This window comes from Brevibacterium aurantiacum (assembly GCF_007558825.1).
Lineage (GTDB): Bacteria > Actinomycetota > Actinomycetes > Actinomycetales > Brevibacteriaceae > Brevibacterium > Brevibacterium aurantiacum_A.
Genome location: NZ_VLTK01000014.1, coordinates 44,885 through 62,636, shown reverse-complemented (window position 1 = coordinate 62,636; position 17,752 = coordinate 44,885). Strand labels below are relative to the sequence as shown.

Genomic DNA, 17,752 nt, shown 5'->3' with positions numbered 1-17,752 from the left:
AAAAAGGTAGCGCATGCGAACCCGTTATTCACCGTCTGTCCTGGTGGGGCGGCAAACCCTTACCCGGAAAATATCTGCTACCCCAGCAGCCCCATCACCGACTCCCTGGCCTGCAGCACAGCGAGGAAGCCGAAGAGCAGGAAGCACACACTCAGGAGCACATTCGACAGTCGGCGATTCCGGAGTGCCGCCGGCACCGAAGTTCGATTGAGGATGACAAGAAGGGCAATCGCGAGCACCGGCAGGATGAAGGCGCTGATCGCGGCGTAGATGAGCACCAGGGTGACCGGTTTGCCCAGGCCCATGATGATCAATGTGGCGACGGACAGGTAGACGATTGCGCCACGGAACTCGACGGACTTCGCCGACATCTCGAACTCAGGCTTGTCCTGATGCGGGAAGCGGCGCAGCACCCGGATGCAGTCGGCGGTGACATAGGCGATGCCGGAGAATCCGCCGAGCACGCTCGTGTAGACCACTGCGAGGAAGCTGATGAGGAAGATGATGCGACCCGGTTCACCGATGCGGGTGACCAGGCTGTCGGCGATGGCGAAGAGCGAGCCGTTGTCGGCGATCGTGAAACCCTGCCCGTAGAGGATGAAGGCACCCACGGCGCTCATGGCTACGGCGAAAACGAACACCAGTCCGTAGCTGATGAACAGGTCGATGCGCACGACCGGTTTCCACTGGGCGTCACGCCAGGACTTCTCACGGATCCAGTACGAGTAGGCGAGGATTCCCGTCGCACCGCCCACGCCGCCGATGAGCGACATGACGGTGATGATCGACCCGTTCGGGAAGGTCGGGGCAATGGTCTCTGCAGCGACCTCCTGGGCACTCTGGCCCTGGAACACGGAGATCGCGAGGGCAAGAATGCCGAAGAACATGATGATGCCGAAGCCGATCATCGCCTTCTCAACCAGACCGTAGCGTCCGATGCCGACGAGGACCGCAGCGGAGAGCAGGACGACGTCCGCCGTCGGCCAGAACGGCAGCACCGGAAAGAGCGCCTGCAGGATGTTCGTCGTCACGGCGATGACGCCCGCACCGAAGAAGAGACCGACGAGCAGCTCGGCGATGAGGAACAGAGCTGGGAAGAGACGCCCGCCGAATGAGGTCAGGTGGGACAGCAGCGACCGGTCACCGCTCATCTGCAGGCGGGAGACCGCCTCAGAGAGGACGAATTTGAGGAGGATGCCGACGGTGAAGACCCAGATGAGCGCGAGCCCGTACTCGGCCCCGGAGTTCATCGTCGTGATCATGTCTGAGGCTCCGACGCTGGCCAGGGCCAGGACGATGCCCGGTCCGATCAGCCGCAGCCGTCCGGTCAATGTTGCCGGCGCCGAGGTGGTGGCGCCCTTGGTCTGCGGTGTCGTTTCGGCGGACATGAGTGGGGTGTGGCTCCTTCACAGGTGTTCGTCGACGACGGCGCTGGCGTCGTTCGCTCAGGTGAGTATGGCCGATCCTCGAGATTCCCACGGTCTGGTCTCAACACCCGGGAAACAACTGGGCCAGGAGCACTCACCCACGGTCACTGAGATCGCCGTCAGACGTCTGCCCCGCTCGGAGTACAGTAGTCCAGCGTGAGTACTGTCGCTGTCCCGCCAGGCCCGACGCGGCCTCCGGTGCCCGTCTCCTTGGCCGCGTTCGTCAGCAGCTTCGACCGTTTCGCGATCAGTCCTCTGATCGTTCTCGTCGCGGCCGATCTGGGTGCGACTCTGACTCAGGCACTGACGATCGCCAGCTCCTATTTTCTGGCCTATGGCATCAGCCAACCCGTCTGGGGAGTGCTCTCCGATCGCATCGGGCGCATCCCTCTGATGAAGGCGACTCTGATTGCCGCGGCGGCGGCAGGAGTGGTGGCGACCTTCGCGCCGACCCTGACGATCCTCGTCATCGCTCGCGCCTTATCGGGTGCGTTCTACGGAGCAATCGTTCCCACGTCCATGACCTATGTCGGGGACACCGTCGCCGAGGCTCATCGGCAGCCGGCGCTGACCGATCTCATGGCCGCGATCGCCGTCGGAACTGCCAGTGCCACAGCGCTGGCCGGGGTCCTCGCGCACTTCGCCGATTGGCGGATCGTCTTCGCCATTCCCGCGGTTCTGGCCGTGGGCTGTGTCTTCGGTCTTCGGCGGCTGCGCGAACCCGCCCGCGAGGAGCAGATCGGAGTCTTCTCAACCCTCCAGGCGGCGGTGACCAACCGCTGGGTCCTCATCGTCATCAGTCTGGCGTTCGTGGAAGGCGCTGTGGTCCTCGGCGTTCTGACCCTGCTCGCACCAGCACTGCAATCTCAGGGAGTCGGCGCGGCAGTCGCAGGTCTCGCCACTGCCGCCTATGGGGTCGGCGTCATCATCACCAGCCGCATGGTCAAGGTGCTCAGTCGCAGGCTGAGCATGCCCCGGCTCATGGTCATCGGCGGCGCTGCGACCGTGATCGGATTCGCCGTCCTCACCGTTCATCTGTCCACGCTGACAGTCATCATCGCCGCACTCCTGCTCGGAGCAACCTGGTCCTTCCAGCATTCCTCGCTGCAGACCTGGGCCACGGCTGTCCTCCCGCGGGCGCGCGGAACCGTCGTCGCTCTCTTCGCAGGATGCCTGTTCGCTGGCAGTGCACTGGGCACATCGGTCGGAGGCGCTCTCGGCGACAACGACCAGTGGACGCTGCTGTTCGCGATGACTGGCCTCGTGGCACTCGGGCTCACGTTCACCATCGTCATCAGCCGCCGCACCTTTGCCGGACCGCGGAACGGCTGAGCCGACGAAGAGACTACCGCCCGAAGTACTCCTTGCACGCCCGCCGCACTGACTCGATCGCTTCATCGTCGATGTCCAGGTGCGTGACCCACCGCGGCTTTCCGTGTCCGGCACCGGTGATGATGCCGCGTTCGGCGAGGAAGGCTGCGAAGGCGGGCATGTCGACGCCGTCTGGGGAGAGGAAGACCATGTTGGTCCGCGCCTCAGCGGCACCGAGTTCGGGAAAGTCCTTGAACATTTCGGAGAGACGATCTGCCCGATCGTGATCCTCACGCAGACGGTTCACGTTGTTCTCGAGCGCATAGATCCCGGCTGCGGCGAGCACCCCGGTCTGGCGCATTCCGCCGCCGAGCAGCTTGCGGATGCGTTTGGCTCGATCAACAAGGTCTCTGGGTCCGGCGAAGACAGCACCGACTGGTGCGCCGAGGCCCTTCGACAGACACAGAGAGGCCGAGTCGAAGTCACTCGCGACGGATGAAGGCCTGCTGTCCGTGGCCACGGCCGCGTTCATCATTCGCGCCCCGTCGAGGTGGGTCGACAAGCCGTGGCTGCGCGCCAGCTCGGTCGCCTCCGCGACGTAGCCCTCGGGCAGGGGACGACCGTTGAAGGTGTTCTCCAAGGTCAGCAGTCGGGTGACCGGATTGTGAAAATCATCGGGCTTGATCGCCGAGGTGATCGCGTCGAGATCGATGATGCCCTCGGGTTCGTTGGGCAGAGGTTGGGGCTGGATCGATCCCAGGACTGCTGCTCCCCCGCCTTCGTCGCGGTAGGCGTGTGCGGTCTGACCGACGATGTACTCATCGCCGCGTCCGCAGTGGGCCATGATCCCGGCGAGGTTGGCCTGAGTTGCCGACGGGAAGAACAGTCCCGCTTCCTTGCCGAGGATTTCGGCGGTCATCGACTCCAACCGGTTGGTCGTCGGGTCTTCGTCATAGACTGCGTCGCCCACCTCGGCGTCGGCCATGGCCTTGCGCATTCCCTCGCTGGGCCGGGTCACCGTGTCCGAGCGGAAGTCGACGTCCGGGATCATTCTGTGGCCCATGTGATCACACTGCTTTCGCGCCGACGACCGGGTGATTGCTCGCGATCGAGATTCTGTTGAACGCGTTGATCAGCGTCACTGTCCATTCGATGGCGGAGATCTGCTCGGTGCTCAGATGCTGTCCCGCCTCGGCGGCGATCTCGTCACGATCAGCGCTCTTGTCGAGGATGGTCAGCGTCTCGGCGATGAGGAGTGCGGATTTCTCGCTGTCATCGAAGATCTCGGCCTCACGCCAGCTGGGCAGCACGTCGAGCTTGAGCTGATCGATGCCGGCCTTCCGTGCGGCCGGGGCGTGGATACTCAAACAGGTCCGGCAGCCGTTGATCTGAGAGACCCTCATGTTGATGAGTTCGATGAGACCGTCGCCTAGCCCGGCCGCCCGAGCGGCTTTGCGGGATGCGGTGGCGGTCTGCGCCAGGGCCTTGTAGACCTCTGGGTGGGTCTTGTCCACATACGGGCGATTGGCGTTCATTCAGCGTGCCTCTTGACGATGTCGATATCCGCACCGGTTGCCTTGCGGAATCGACCGCCTTCAGCTTGATAGTCGTCTCCGGTGTCATTGAGCTTCTTCACGAACAGCGGGCAGACCGGCACCACGGTGATGCTCTTCTCCCGGGAGTCGGCCAGAGCCTGTGCGACGAGAACCTTCGACAGGCCCCGACCGCCGAAGGCCTCATCGACGACCGTGTGGTAGAAGATCCGTTCAGTCTCGGCCTCCGGCCCGGGAAGGAAGTAGGCGTGACCGGCGACCTCACCGCCGTCGACTGTGATGACGTAGGACTGTCCCTGATCATCGAGTTCCACATGCACGTCTGCGCCCGTGGAATCCTTGAGTGCTTCGCTCATTGCTTTCTCCTCTGCTCTCATCACTATGGTGAACTCACAATCGCTGAGGTGTGCTCAGCTGCTCTCGGGCCCGCCCTGAACCTGCGGCGGCGGATTTCTGCGCGCTTTGATGGTCACGTCGGGCAGCCTCGGCGCGGGGAGGCGTCCGAGGCCCTCGGCGTTGGATCCTGGCCCGCCCTGGCCGACGTAGCCCTCGACCTCGCCGAACCGATCACCCTCGTCTTGCCATTCCTGCCGGAACCGGCTGATCTCCTCGTGGGTGCGGCCCACGAAGTTCCACCACATGACGATCTGCTCGGGGAACGGCTCACCGCCGAGGAGGACGACCCGTGCCGTGGTGTCTGCGCGGTTGCTGATGCGCATCTCCTTCAGGCCGACGCCGGTGTATCCGATGGAGTTGACCGGCAGCGGAACGTTCTCGAGGGTGATGTCGCCGGCGTCGACGAGGACACCGTGTTCGAAGGTCTCATCGACGGGAAGGTCGACGCTTGCGCCGGGATCCAGACGGATCTCCGCGCCAAGAAGGGGCGAATGGGTGCTCACGGGTGAGGCCGAACCCCACAGCTGGCCGAGGAAGACGAGGAACTCGCCTCCGTCGAAGCTCGTGACCTCGGGTGCGAAGTGCTCGAACTCGCGTGCTTCCTGGTGGCGGGTGTGATCAGGCAGGGCCAACCACAGTTGGACCCCGTGGAGATTCGACGTGTCTTCCGTCGACACCTCCGAGTGGCAGATGCCGCGCCCTGCGGTCATGAGGTTCACTTCCCCGGGCAGCACCAGGCCGGCATGTCCGCCGGAATCGATGTGCTGGACCGCTCCTTCGAAGAGCCAACTCACGGTCTGCAGACCGGTATGTGGGTGCGGAGCGACGTCCATACCCGCTGAGCCTGAAACATCATTGGGACCGTAGTGGTCGACGAAGCACCACGGGCCGATGAGCGAACGCTGCCTCTGGGGCAGGGTCCGGCGCACGGTCATCGCCCGGGGCCCTCCGAGGGGCACGTCTCGAGACGGAATGATCTCGACCGGCGAGCGGCCTCGCTCATCACATTGCGGTCCGGGCAGGCCACCGGCCCGGCAGACCACTTGGTCAGGTTGGGCTTCGACGTTGCTCATTGGTGTCTCCTTCTCACTGCCGACCCACCTCGGCGGTCATCGTGGTCCGCTCGGTTCTGCTGGACTCGGTTGGATCTGATCGACCAAATCGAGGAGGACGCTGAGATTCTCTTCCGTCAAACCAGCGAAGGCGGTGCGGACGATGTCTGCGTTGGTGCGTGCAGATTCGCGTTTCAATCGCAGTCCATCGGGTGTCAGTTCCACACAGACTCCGCGTTGATCGGTCGAATCTGAGGTCTGGGTGACGAGTCCACGTGTCTCCAAGCGACCCAGCAATCGTGAGAGCGCACTGCGGCTGAGCACAATCTGGTGCAGAAGTTCGCGGTGGCGGATCGTGGTCGTCGACGGGATATTGATGAGGACGTCGAACTCGGTGGCCGTGAGGCCGTGATCGGCGCGGAGCTTGGCCTCCAGAGTGTCGACGAGGTCTGCGTGCTTCTCAAGCATCCGTCGCCACACGGTGATGGGCCCGCAGCCGGCCAGTTCCATGGTTCGTTTCCTATTTCCCGGCCTTGTCGAGTTCGTTCTTCAGCGGGAAGTACCAGTTCATGATCTCGCGCAGATTATCGGAGTCCTCTCGGGCCCAATTGCGCATGAGTTCGGAGGCGAAGGAGATCGCGGTGAGCGGCGATGCACCCGCGGAGATCATGCGTTCCAGGGCCCAGTGGTGGGAGTCGCTGCTGATTCCGCCCACGGCATCAGCAACGGGATAGACCTCGAAGCCTTCAGCGAGCATGTCCAGCGTGGGGAAGGTCAAGCAGACTTCCGTCCACAGGCCGGCCATGACGACCTTCTTCCGGCCGGTGTCTTCGACCGCCTGTCGGAAGTCTTCGTCTTCCCAGGCATTGACGCCAGTCCGGTCGATCTCCTCGACTCCGGGCAGCTCGGCTCTGATCGCCTCGGCAGTGGACTTATTGACCCCCAGATCAACGCCGACAGTCGACAGGATGACCGGGACTTCGTACTTCATGGCCGCTTTGCACACGGCGAGGACGTTGAGGTCGATGCGTTCCTTGGTTGCCGAGCGCACAGTTCCGTACTGCTCCGGCTGGTAGTCGATGAGCGCGACCACACAGTTCTGGGGAGTCAGCAGGCGGTCAGTGGATGGATCGCGGACCGGTTCGGGTTGAGTCTTGGAACGAGCGTCGGTCATATCGGCAACTCCTCAGGGATCGGGGTCGAACTCGTGGTTCGGCCTGGTGCATACGCACAACTTGTTGCATTGACAACAATTCCATAGTTGGATGGACATGTCCAGGGTTGTCGGCGCTGACCGCTTGACGATCGCACTCTTCGAGAAGGGCACACCCATGCGAACACCGATCCCTGACTATCTGACCGAGATTCTCGACAGTCTTCGCTCTGGGGACGGCGGTGCCGTCGCGGACTACATTCCTAGCCTCAAGACCGCCGATGCTGAGCTGTTCGCGGTCGCGATCACAACAGTCGACGGGCGCTCCTATACCGCCGGCGACTGCGATGTCGAGTTCTCCATCCAATCGATGTCGAAGCCCTTCGCCTATGCGGCGGCGCTGGCCGATCGCGGAGAGGACATCGTCGCCGATCATGTCGGAGTCGATCCTTCCGGAGAGGCATTCAACGAACTGTCTCTGGAGACAGGTTCCCACCGTCCCCGCAATCCGATGATCAATGCCGGTGCGATCACGGCTCACAGCCTCCTCGTAGGGCCCGGAGCATCCATCGAGGAGAGGGTGGAGCGCGCCCTCGGCTTCTTCTCGCAGCTGGCGGGACGCAGGCTGTCGATCGACGAGTCCATTCGCGAATCCGAATTGGCCACGGCCGACCGGAACCTGTCGATTGCTCATATGCTGCGCAGCTACGGCATCATCGACGATGACCCGCATGACGTTGTGGCCGGGTACACGGCCCAGTGTTCGATCACTGTCACTGTGCGCGATATAGCGATGATGGCGGCGACACTCGCTGCCGGAGGAGTCCACCCCGTGTCCGGGCAGCGAATCATCGACCGCCATGCGTCCCGGCGCACGTTGTCCGTCATGGCTGCGGCCGGAATGTATGACGCGGCAGGGTCATGGTTCAACGATGTCGGCATTCCGGCCAAGAGCGGCGTCGCCGGCGGTCTCCTCGGCGCGCTGCCGGGGCAGGTCGGGATCGGGTCCTTCTCACCTCGTCTCGACGATCACGGCAACAGCGTCCGGGGTGTGAAGGTGTTCCGCCGCCTGTCAGCGGATATGGGGCTGCATCTCATGGAAACGGAGGCGTTCGGCTCTCGCGCACTGCGAGGGGTTCGCGATGACGGCGACCTGACGATCGTCGAGCTGCAGGGCGTCGTCAATTTCGTCGGCGCCGAAGGACTCCTCGACAGCCTCGATTCTCACCAGCCGTCGACCGCGACCGTCATCTTCGACACCAGTCGCGTCGACGACTTCACCGATGTCGGCCGGCGTATGGCTCTCGAAGGCATGCGCCGTCTCGTACTCGATGGGCACAGTGTCGGCCTCATCGACCCGGGCAGGAAGCTGCCGGAACCCGACTTAGGCGACGGAACGCGACCGTTCGACGCAACCGAGTGAGACCACCTCGGCGCAGGACTCGCTGACAGACCCGTACCTCTGGGCCGACACGGCCTGTCGACGGCGCTTCAGACGTGGTGCTTCACGAACTCCACGTCGTCTTCGGTGGCCCAGCGGAATCGGCCGCCGATGGCGAGGAAGTCGTTGCCGTGCTCCTTCAGACGTTTGGCGAACAGCGGGCAGACCGGCACTACCCTGATGCCTCTGTCGCTGCTGTCCTTGAGCGCGTGGGAGACGAGGATCTTCGCCAGGCCCCGTCCTGCGAACTCCTCACCGACTTCCGTGTGATACATGATCCACTCGGGTCCAGCACCGGCTTCGGCACCTGGTCCGGGACCGGTGAGGTAGTGGGCTCTTCCTGCCACTGCTCCGGTATCGACCGTGACCACAAACGCCGAGGCTTCTTCGTCGAGTTCAACGCTCACCCTGGCACCGGTGGCATCCTGCACTGTTTCAGACATGCTCCAGCCTCCTCGATCGGCATCACTTCCATTGTGCGCTTTCTCGACGGCTTTGCCCATCCCCTGCGCTCAGTCGACGGGAATCCGCTTGCGCCACGGCCACCATACTCTTCGGCCGATGTCGTGGACGAGGGCCGGGACGACGAGTGAGCGTACGAGGATGGCGTCGAGGAGGACGCCGAAGGTGACGATGAAGGCCAGTTGGAACAGGAACATCACCGGGATGACCGCGAGAGCGGCGAACGTCGCCGCGAGGACTATCCCCGCCGAGGTGATCACCCCACCGGTGGCCACGAGCCCGGACAGCACGCCCTTGTGGGTGCCGAACCGCAGAGATTCCTCACGAACTCGGGACATGAGGAAGATGTTGTAGTCGATGCCCAGCGCCACAAGGAACACGAACGCGTATAGCGGCACCGATGGGTCAGCCCCGGAGAAGCCGATGATGTGGTTGAACACCAGAGCGGAGACCCCGAGCGCCGTGCCGAAGGACAGGACGGTCAGCGCCACGAGCAGCAGAGGAGCCAGCAGCGACCTGAGCAGCAGGATGAGGATGACGGTGATGACGAGAAGGATGAGCGGGATCGCCAGGGCCCGGTCCGCCTCGGCGGTGGTGTTCGTGTCGAGGTCGACCGCCGTCTCCCCGCCGACAAGCGCCTCGGCGTCGACATCATGGACGGCGTCACGGATCGAGGTGACGGTGTCCTCGGCCGCGAGGGAATCGGCAGGATCAGACAGGGTGACCTCGAGCAGGACCTGACCGTCGACCTCAGTGGGTGCCGGTGGGGATGCCGGCGGCGCACCCGCACCCGCGGGACCTCCGCCGCCGCGCGGTGCCTGGAGAGCTCCCTCGTCGTCGATGGCAACGGACCCACTCGGGGAGTCGTTGGCGACGACAGTCATCGACTCAACCCCGCCGAGGCTGCTGACGGCTTTCGCCGCATCCTTGAGCTGGTCCTCCGCTACGACGATCTGTGTCGGCGAACCTGAGCCACCGGGGAAATGCTCGGCCAGGACGTCCTGGCCGTCGCGAGCTTCGGACTCGCCGAGAACGAAGTCGCTCTGCGCCACTCCGGAGGCCTTGAACTGCGGGAAGGCCAGCAGCGGCAGGGCGAGGAGGACGACGAGAACGATCCAGATTGTGCGCGGACGCCGGGCGACCACCTCGGCGATCCGGTTCCACAAGCCCTTCTTCGGTGCAGCGGTCGTCTCCGTGCGGACCTTCGGGAGGAAGGGCCAGAAGACGGCACGGCCGATGACGATGAGGGCGGCAGGCAGGAATGTCAGTGCCGCACACATCGCCACGAGGATGCCGATAGCCGCCACAGGGCCCAGGGCCCGCGTCGAGGCCAGGTCGGTGAGCAGGAGGACGAGGAGTCCGGCGATGACCGTGCCACCCGACGCTGCGATCGGCTCGAGGACGCCTTTGATCGCCTTGAGTCCGGCTCTCACGCGATCACGTTCGGTCAGCAGCGCATCGCGGAACCGGGCGACGACGAGGAGGGAGTAGTCCGTGGTCGCGCCGACGACGAGGATGAAGAGAATGCCCTGAACCTGGCCGTTGATGAGGAGGATCCCGGCATCGGCGAGGTGCCAGATGACGAAGATCGAGGCTGAGAGCGCCGCCACCGAGGTGAAGAGCACGATGACCGGAAGCAGCGGTGAGCGGTAGACGATGATGAGGATGACGAAGACCGCGATCAGCGCGACGAGCAAAAGGATGCCGTCGATGCCGGCGAACGCCTCAGAGAGATCAGCTGAGAAACCTCCGGGACCGGTGACGTAGACATCCGCCGAGGTGGTGGCGTCGGTGGTCTCACCGTTGACGCCAGCTGCTGCAGCTGCGATCGGGAAGGTCCCAGCGATGGTCGAGCGGATCTGCTCAACGTCGTCGGCCGTGGTGTCCGTGGAGACCGGGAGGATGAGCTCAAGGGCATCACCGTCCTCGGAGGGGATGATCGGTGAGGCATCGGCTGCGAGCAGCTCCTTATCCTCGAGCGTCGCGGTCAGGTCCGCGAGATCGCGACGGTCGCTGTCGCTGACCCCGTCCTTGTTCTCGAGCACGACGATGGCCGGAACATAGTCCAGGTCGCTGAACTCATCGATGAGCGCCTGGGCCTTCGTCGACTCAGCCGATTCAGGCAGGAACGAGGACCGATCGTTCGTGGCCACCTCGGAGATTTTGCCGAAGTAGGGCCCGCCGACTCCCGCGATGGCCACCCATGCGACGAGGAGGACGGCGAAGAGCGCGATGAGTGAGCGGCGCGCGGGGACGCGGGTGGTGTGGGTTTTGCCTGCACTGGGGTCTGTGTCGGCTGGGGACTGGATCGAGCCTGGGGTCGGCTTCGGAGGGGTGCTGGTGAGGAGGTGACGGGGCATAGTCTCAGACTACGTCAGTAGACGCTTCACCTCGACGTTCACAGCCCGTGGGCCTGCACGAAGTTCTTGAGGATCTGACGGATCCAATTGTTCTCAATGAGACCGTCCACTTCCGTCTTCCAGATAGCTGAGATCGTAAACCGCGGCTTCAAGAGCCGGCGTTGTCGTGGGAACGATATCGATGATGAGGTCATCCAAGGTTGAACCCCACACCTGACTATTCTTCTGGTGGATGGCAACGTTCACTACCCAGAAATGATCCAATTTCTGCCGGACGATCCACGGCCCGAAGAGAACCTCAATGTCATCCGACATCGCAAGATAGTGATCAACGAGGTGCATTCCGTCGGACTCGTCGTAGAAGGAGTAGTTGTCGAACCTATCCGATCGCGCGCTGGAGAGGTTCCTGGCCCACCGCCCGCACCGGTGACCGCTCACTCACCCGCACCCAGCCGCCGACACTCCAGCGCGATGACGACATCGGCCATGACTCTCGGGTCCCCGAGTCGAGATCCGAGAATGCCTTCGATCTGAGTCAACCGGTACCGAACAGTGTTCTCGTGGACCTGCAGCCGACGAGCCGCCTCGGCGACGTTCGCACCGCAGTCGATGTATGTGGTCAGGGTCATCCAGGAATCAGGATTGCGGGAGATCCTGTCGAGGTAGCGCTGGACGATGAGCTGATCGAAGCGCGAACTCATCCGCGCCGCCGCCCAGACCACCGGGCGCATGGAGTCGACATAGACGAACTCCCCAGGGCCTGCGGCCCCAAGCGCCACATCTGCCGATCTCAACATCTCAGGGACTTGGCTGAGCGCAGTGAACGGCTCGGAGACCCCAGCGCCGATGATTTCCACGGCGAAGTAGTCCTCGACAGCGAAGTCCTCGGCACATAGCGCGGTATGTTCGACCGCGGAGGTGGTGTAGCCGGTGTCACTGGCGACGATCCCCTGCGTCAAGGTCGGAGATTGCTGAGCAGCGCTCGATGTTCCTGTGTCCGCCCTTGCCCGCACGATGCGCACGGGCTGATAAGGTGCGAATCCGAACTTCTCCAGTGACCTCCACCGTGCGGGTTCATTACCGGGTGACACCCCCGCCTCAAGGTCGCGCATCAGTCGCGCGGATTCTTCTCGGCGCGTGCTGATCGAGAATGATTCGAAGCCTTCGAATGCCTGCAGGATCTTCGTCATTGTGTCGAAGACGAGTGCCACATCGGCTCCAGCGCCGCTGCCAGGGCGGCCCGACTCACGAGCAGCCCCACCGGCCTCGAACTCCTCGTGAACGGCAATGACAATCACATGGTCGCGCTGCCTGATCCGTACCGCACGCGCCCGCACAATCCACCGGCCGATCTGAGTCTGCGCGGTATCGGCCAGATCCGCGGAGAGAACCCAATCCGAGATGAGGCGGCTGGGAGCCGACCCGACCGACCGGGTGACTTCGCCGAGTTCATTGACGACCAGGCCCGAACCCCTGCAGATTTTCGCCGCTCGCCGAAGCACCGATTCCAGAGGGTCCGCAGTGCCAAGTGACGCCAACAGCTCGCCGAAGACCCACTCCCGTGATCTCGCCATCGCTTCCCCTGGCCTCTCTGCACCGACGGTCAGCTCACCAGCCCCGTTGCATCGCTTTTGTGTTTTCCACAATATCAGCGGATCTATCCTTCGATTCCTCCATTGACCCGGCGTCTTCGACCAGCCCATGATGTTATGCAGATCACAATCAAAGGAGATCCCGTGGCCGATCTGCGAGTCGCCGTCGACGTTGGCGGCACCTTCACCGATATCTGCATATTCGACGAATCCTCCCAGTCCATGCGGGTGACGAAAGTACCGTCCACCCCAGACAATCCCATGCAAGCTGTTCTCAACGGAGTCAGAAGAGCCAACATCAACCTCGGCGACGTCGAGCTGTTCTCTCATGGAACCACCGTTGCCACGAACGCTCTCATCACTCGTAAATTCCCCAAAGCTGCAATGGTGACAACCACGGGCTTTCGCGATGTCATTGAAATCCGCGACGGCACGAAAGATGACCTGTGGGATGCCTATTCCGATGTGTCCGGCCCCTACATTCGGCGCCGCGACCGCTTCGAAGTCCCCGAGCGCATCGACTATGCGGGCAATGTCGTCACCACTCTCGACGAGGATGAAGCCCGCCGGGTCGGGCGCCTGCTGAAGAAGCGCGGTGTCGACACCGTGGCAATCTGCTTCATCAACTCCTACGCCAACGCCGCGCACGAGGTCCGTATTAGGGAGATTCTCACCGAGGAGCTTCCTGGCGCGAACATCTCCACTTCGGCGGAGATCCTGCCGGAGATCTTCGAGCACAACCGCTTCAACACCACGGTCGCCAATGCGGTGCTCGGCCCCCTGGTCTCCGGATACGTCGAAGAACTCGACAGCAACCTCACCAAGGACGGCTATTCCGGAGAGCTGCTCCTCCTCCACTCAGGTGGCGGATCGATGACCTCCGAAATGGTCAAACGATTCCCCGTGCGCTTGGCTGCCTCCGGCATCGCCGCCGGAGCCATCGCCGCTCAGCACGTGGCCGAACAGTGCGGCTACGCCAATGCCGTCGGCCTCGACATGGGCGGAACCTCGACCGACATCTCACTCGTCGCCGAAGGCGAGCTGCGAGTGACCAACGACTGGGAGGTCGAGTACGGGCACCCGATCGTCTTCCCCAGCATCGAGGTCCTCACAATCGGTGCGGGTGGTGGTTCGCTAGCCCACATCGACATCGCTGGATCATTGCGCAATGGTCCGCAATCTGCCGGAGCAGATCCCGGACCGGCCTGCTATCGCCGAGGTGGTGCCGAACCGACGAACACCGACGCAAATCTGTGGATGGGACGCCTGGGCACCGACTTGGCCGATGGCGAAATGACCCTGGACAGAGCTTGCGCCAAAGATGCGATCGAGGCGAAGGTCGCCAGCCCCCTCAATCTAGGAGTCGATGCTGCGGCGGATTCGATCATCAAGGTGGCCAACGCCAATATGGCCGACGCTGTCCGGCTCGTCTCCATCAGGCGCGGACTCGACCCTCGCGACTTCGCCCTCATTGCCTTCGGGGGCGCCGGGGCACTGCACGGGGTGGATGTTGCGAAAGAGCTGAACATTCCCACGGTCGTCGTGCCACCGAATCCGGGTGTCACCTCCGCGCTGGGATGTCTCTTGGTCGATATTCAGCACGATCTCTCCCAGATGTTCACCGGAGCCGCCGATTCGGCAGATTCTGAGGCCGTGGAACAGCATTTCAAAGAACTCGAGCTCGAGGGCCAGGAACGGCTGCGGCACGAGAAAGTCGCCGAATCCGACGGTGTATTCGAGCGCGGCATCTCCATGCGCTACCAGGGACAATGGCGGTCCTTGCAGGTCAAGATGGGTGATGGACCCAACGCTCTGCGGGAGGCTGTGCAGCTTTTCCACGAAGAGCACGAGAAACAGTATGCGTTCCGGCAGGACGAAACTCCCGTCGAGATCTACCAACTCCATCTCAAGGCGTTGGGCAAGACTCCCAAGCCGAGCTTCCGCCCATCGCCCATCGGCACGGGTGATCCAGGTGAGCCGCTCGAGGTTCGCGAGGTGTACTTCGAAGGCAAGTGGCATTCCACTCCCGTCTATCAGCGCGAGAATCTGCCTTCCGGCGCCGCATTCATCGGGCCGGCGATCCTCAATCAGATCGATTCGACGACAGTCATCCCACCGGACTCCTCCGCTGTGATTGACGAATGGTTCAACATTCGCATCGCGGTGGACTCCGCCACCAGCGAACCTGCCCTAGCTGCGACTGCGGCCGATTCGCCGCAGTCAGTGAAATGAGGAGAGAACAATGACCACGATCGCTTCTGCGAAAACCGCAACCACTCTCGACCCGGTCACCTTCGAGGTACTCAAGAACGCCTTCGCCACCAGCGTCGACCTGATGAGCGAGCAGATTCTGCGCACCTGCTACTCCTTCGTCATCTACTCGCGCGATTTCTCCTCTGCTCTGTGCGACAGATACGGCAACACAGTGATGCAGGGCAGCGCGGATATCGCGGTGCACGTCGGCACCCTTCATTTCCAGTGCAAGGCAGTGATGGAGGAATTCGGCGACGACATCAACCCGGGCGACGTCTTCCTCATCAATGACCCCTATCGGGGCGGCACCCACTTCAACGATGTCAGCTTCATCCGCCCCATCTTCGCCGAGGACGAGATCATCGGGTTCGCTCAGAACAAGGGGCATTGGGCCGACATCGGAGGGTCGGTGCCTGGCTCCTTCGACGTCTCTGCCAGTGAACACTTCGGGGAGGGATTGCGAATCACTCCCCTGCGAGTGTGGCGCAAAGGCCGGTTCCTCCATGATGTGGCGCAGCTGCTCGTATCGAATACTCGGGCTCCTGATCAGGCACTCGGCGATCTCAACGCCCAGGCCGAGGCCACTGCGGTGTGCGAACGCGAAGTGCTCCGTCTTGTGGACAAGTACTCGAAGGACACAGTTCTCGATGCCATGCAGGAAACGCAGGACTACGTCTGCCGGACTGTGCTCGCCAGCCTCGGCGACCTTCCACGCGGAGAATGGGAGACGGTCGACTACCTCGATGGCGACCCTGCCAAAGGGGAGGGGCTTATACCGATTCGCGTCAAGCTCACCCTTGATGGCGAAGGCATCCACTACGACCTGACCGGAGCCGCCGATGCGGTCTCAATCTTCCTCAACTCCGGATACGGAACCACCTATTCGGCAATCTACGCCGGAACGAAGACCTTCTTCCCCGACGTCCCACTCAATTCCGGGTTCTATGAGGCCGTCACGGCAGAAATCGGCGAGGAGGGCACCGTCGTCAACGCTGGTTGGCCGCACGCGGTGACCGGATTCTGTTCGGGCCCCTATGAGAAGGTGATGAACGCTATCTTCGAACTTTGGTCCCATATCATGCCTGAAAGGGCCATGGCTTGTGCCTTCAACCTCGAATATCTCCTGGTGGGAGGCCATGATGGGCGAACAAAATCGAAGCCGTATTTCATGTGGTACGACTGGATGGCAGGCGGCTGGGGAGGACGATCCACGAAAGACGGCTCATCGGCGACCTCGCCGGTGTTTGGTACCGGGCTCGCGGTGCAACCGGTCGAAGGGCAGGAACGCCTGACACCCGTCATCACCACACAGCATTCGATCAACATGGACTCAGGTGGACCTGGAAGGTTCCGCGGCGGCTGCGGCGTCAACAAGGGCGGGATCCTCACTGATGCTGCCGGTGCTGTGATGAGTTACTGCTGCGACCGCGGTCGCTCCACGACTTGGGGCATCAACGGCGGGCTCCCATCGATCCCGCACGGTGTATGGCTCAATCCCTCTTCGGACGATTCGAAATACCTGGGCGCAACGTTCTCGAACGTCTCTATCAGCCCTGGCGACACGTTCGAGAGGCCGAGCGCCGGTGGCGGCGGGTTCGGGGATCCGCTCGAACGCCCCAGTGCCGAGGTGCTCGAGGACGTCATCGACGGCTACGTCTCCATCGACCGAGCTGGCAAGGACTACGGCGTCGTCATCACCGAGATCGATGCTGAACTCGATGAATACGAGGTCGACGAGGCCGCGACGACGAAGATGCGTGCGCAGATCCGTTCCGAACGCGCGTCTTGGCTCGATGCCGACCCTGCCGAGGTGGCCCACTGTTATCGCAACGGAGACATCACCGTTCACGACGTCGTCCGGAAACACGGGGTCGTTCTCGATTGGGGCACCGGGGAACTGCTGGAGAAGTCGACCGGCCAGTTCCGTGACAGTATGCGGAAACGTTCGGCGGCACATTGGAAGTGAGGCACTCCGGGTCGAGCTCACTGGGGCTGCACATCGGAGGCGCCTGAACCTCAGACAAGCATCCCGCGACACTGGGACCTGTCGCGGGATGCGTTCTGGCGTACCGTGGTCGGTTGTGGGACGGCCCTTCCGCCAACAACCCGTGAAGGAATCCCGCTAAGAGTCATCCTCATGTGCAAAGAGCTCACGCCTATTGCGCAGACCCAACTTCTGAAACGCATTGGATACGTGAGACTTCACCGTAGTGACGCTGATATAGAGTTCGCGAGCTATCTCGGCATTGCTGAATCGCTGCAACACGAATCCAACAACTTCCGATTCACGTTTGGTGAGCAATGACGAATTGATCCGGTCATCGAGGTCACGCGCTGTGGTATCAGAATCCAGTCCAGTGATCCACACCTTTTTGCCCACCGCTGTCGATCTGATGGTCTCCAGCAGGCTTGCTTGGGATTGATTCTTCGTAAGAAAGCTGTCGGCACCGGATAGAAATGCGAGAGTTGCCTCGCTCGGAGACGTGAACGAGGTGTACATCAGCACCTTCGTCGCCCGTGGCATCGCCTTGATCTCACGGCAGATCTCGAGCCCCTTGTTCTCTCCTTCGAAGCGAAGGGGAATAATCACGAGATCAACCGCTAGCGTCGACAACTGCTCGAAGACTTCTTCAGTCCGGGCGGCTTGTCCGGCAACACTCATATCTTCTTGGGCCGAAACAACGGTAGTCAGACCAAGGCTGACGATGGGGTGGTCTTCGACAATCAGCACCGCAATGCTCGTCATTCCTGG

The 17,752-nt window shown here is 62.6% G+C and carries 16 protein-coding genes; 4 read left to right on the top strand and 12 right to left on the bottom strand.

What is annotated here, in order from left to right:
* Window positions 1–77 precede the first annotated feature (77 nt).
* Window positions 78–1,388, bottom strand: coding sequence for an Nramp family divalent metal transporter (locus FO013_RS18820; RefSeq protein WP_143924099.1), 1,311 nt, complete (start codon window positions 1,386–1,388; stop codon window positions 78–80).
* 195 nt (window positions 1,389–1,583) lie between these two features.
* Between FO013_RS18820 and FO013_RS18815 the strand changes: the two genes are divergently transcribed.
* Window positions 1,584–2,759, top strand: coding sequence for an MFS transporter (locus FO013_RS18815; protein WP_260848265.1), 1,176 nt, complete (start codon window positions 1,584–1,586; stop codon window positions 2,757–2,759).
* Between the two features lie 13 nt (window positions 2,760–2,772).
* On the opposite strand, the gene ltaE is transcribed toward FO013_RS18815, so the two are convergent.
* The 6 genes from ltaE to FO013_RS18785 are packed head-to-tail and all read right to left on the bottom strand — an operon-like array spanning window position 2,773 to window position 6,913.
* Window positions 2,773–3,801: a low-specificity L-threonine aldolase gene (gene ltaE / locus FO013_RS18810; RefSeq protein WP_260848264.1), complete on the bottom strand. Its 1,029-nt coding sequence runs from the start codon at window positions 3,799–3,801 to the stop codon at window positions 2,773–2,775.
* A 4-nt stretch (window positions 3,802–3,805) separates the two neighbouring features.
* On the bottom strand, window positions 3,806–4,273 hold the full coding sequence (locus FO013_RS18805) for a carboxymuconolactone decarboxylase family protein (RefSeq protein ID WP_143924098.1): 468 nt from the start codon (window positions 4,271–4,273) through the stop codon (window positions 3,806–3,808).
* Complete coding sequence (locus FO013_RS18800) at window positions 4,270–4,647, bottom strand: GNAT family N-acetyltransferase (protein WP_143924097.1); 378 nt, start codon at window positions 4,645–4,647, stop codon at window positions 4,270–4,272. The genes FO013_RS18805 and FO013_RS18800 overlap by 4 nt, the downstream gene beginning before the upstream one ends.
* Before the next feature lie 54 nt (window positions 4,648–4,701).
* Window positions 4,702–5,760 carry a pirin family protein gene (locus tag FO013_RS18795; RefSeq protein ID WP_143924096.1) on the bottom strand — a complete coding sequence of 353 codons (1,059 nt, stop codon included), beginning with the start codon at window positions 5,758–5,760 and terminating at the stop codon, window positions 4,702–4,704.
* Window positions 5,761–5,796: 36 nt separating this feature from the next.
* Window positions 5,797–6,249, bottom strand: a complete 453-nt coding sequence (locus FO013_RS18790) for a MarR family winged helix-turn-helix transcriptional regulator (RefSeq protein WP_143924095.1) — start codon at window positions 6,247–6,249, stop codon at window positions 5,797–5,799.
* 10 nt (window positions 6,250–6,259) lie between these two features.
* Window positions 6,260–6,913 carry an isochorismatase family protein gene (locus FO013_RS18785; protein ID WP_143924094.1) on the bottom strand — a complete coding sequence of 218 codons (654 nt, stop codon included), beginning with the start codon at window positions 6,911–6,913 and terminating at the stop codon, window positions 6,260–6,262.
* A gap of 91 nt (window positions 6,914–7,004) precedes the next feature.
* Between FO013_RS18785 and FO013_RS18780 the strand changes: the two genes are divergently transcribed.
* Window positions 7,005–8,315: a glutaminase gene (locus FO013_RS18780; protein ID WP_313900595.1), complete on the top strand. Its 1,311-nt coding sequence runs from the start codon at window positions 7,005–7,007 to the stop codon at window positions 8,313–8,315.
* Between the two features lie 68 nt (window positions 8,316–8,383).
* On the opposite strand, the gene FO013_RS18775 is transcribed toward FO013_RS18780, so the two are convergent.
* From FO013_RS18775 to FO013_RS18760, 4 genes are all read right to left on the bottom strand, one after another.
* Window positions 8,384–8,776, bottom strand: a complete 393-nt coding sequence (locus FO013_RS18775; RefSeq protein WP_143924093.1) for a GNAT family N-acetyltransferase — start codon at window positions 8,774–8,776, stop codon at window positions 8,384–8,386.
* A 69-nt stretch (window positions 8,777–8,845) separates the two neighbouring features.
* A complete protein-coding gene (locus FO013_RS18770; RefSeq protein WP_143924092.1) occupies window positions 8,846–11,155 on the bottom strand; it encodes an MMPL family transporter in 2,310 nt (769 codons plus the stop codon).
* A gap of 93 nt (window positions 11,156–11,248) precedes the next feature.
* Complete coding sequence (locus FO013_RS18765; RefSeq protein ID WP_143924091.1) at window positions 11,249–11,470, bottom strand: type 2 periplasmic-binding domain-containing protein; 222 nt, start codon at window positions 11,468–11,470, stop codon at window positions 11,249–11,251.
* A gap of 119 nt (window positions 11,471–11,589) precedes the next feature.
* Complete coding sequence (locus FO013_RS18760) at window positions 11,590–12,729, bottom strand: PucR family transcriptional regulator (RefSeq protein WP_186293205.1); 1,140 nt, start codon at window positions 12,727–12,729, stop codon at window positions 11,590–11,592.
* A 162-nt stretch (window positions 12,730–12,891) separates the two neighbouring features.
* On the opposite strand from FO013_RS18760, the gene FO013_RS18755 reads away from it, so the two are divergent.
* Window positions 12,892–14,979, top strand: a complete 2,088-nt coding sequence (locus tag FO013_RS18755; RefSeq protein WP_222103678.1) for a hydantoinase/oxoprolinase family protein — start codon at window positions 12,892–12,894, stop codon at window positions 14,977–14,979.
* A 10-nt stretch (window positions 14,980–14,989) separates the two neighbouring features.
* Window positions 14,990–16,966 carry a hydantoinase B/oxoprolinase family protein gene (locus FO013_RS18750; RefSeq protein ID WP_143924088.1) on the top strand — a complete coding sequence of 659 codons (1,977 nt, stop codon included), beginning with the start codon at window positions 14,990–14,992 and terminating at the stop codon, window positions 16,964–16,966.
* A gap of 156 nt (window positions 16,967–17,122) precedes the next feature.
* Here the strand turns inward: FO013_RS18750 and FO013_RS22985 are convergent, their stop codons facing one another.
* The gene (locus tag FO013_RS22985) at window positions 17,123–17,746 is read right to left on the bottom strand and encodes a response regulator (protein WP_143924087.1); all 624 of its coding nucleotides are present in this window, start codon (window positions 17,744–17,746) and stop codon (window positions 17,123–17,125) included.
* Window positions 17,747–17,752 lie beyond the last annotated feature (6 nt).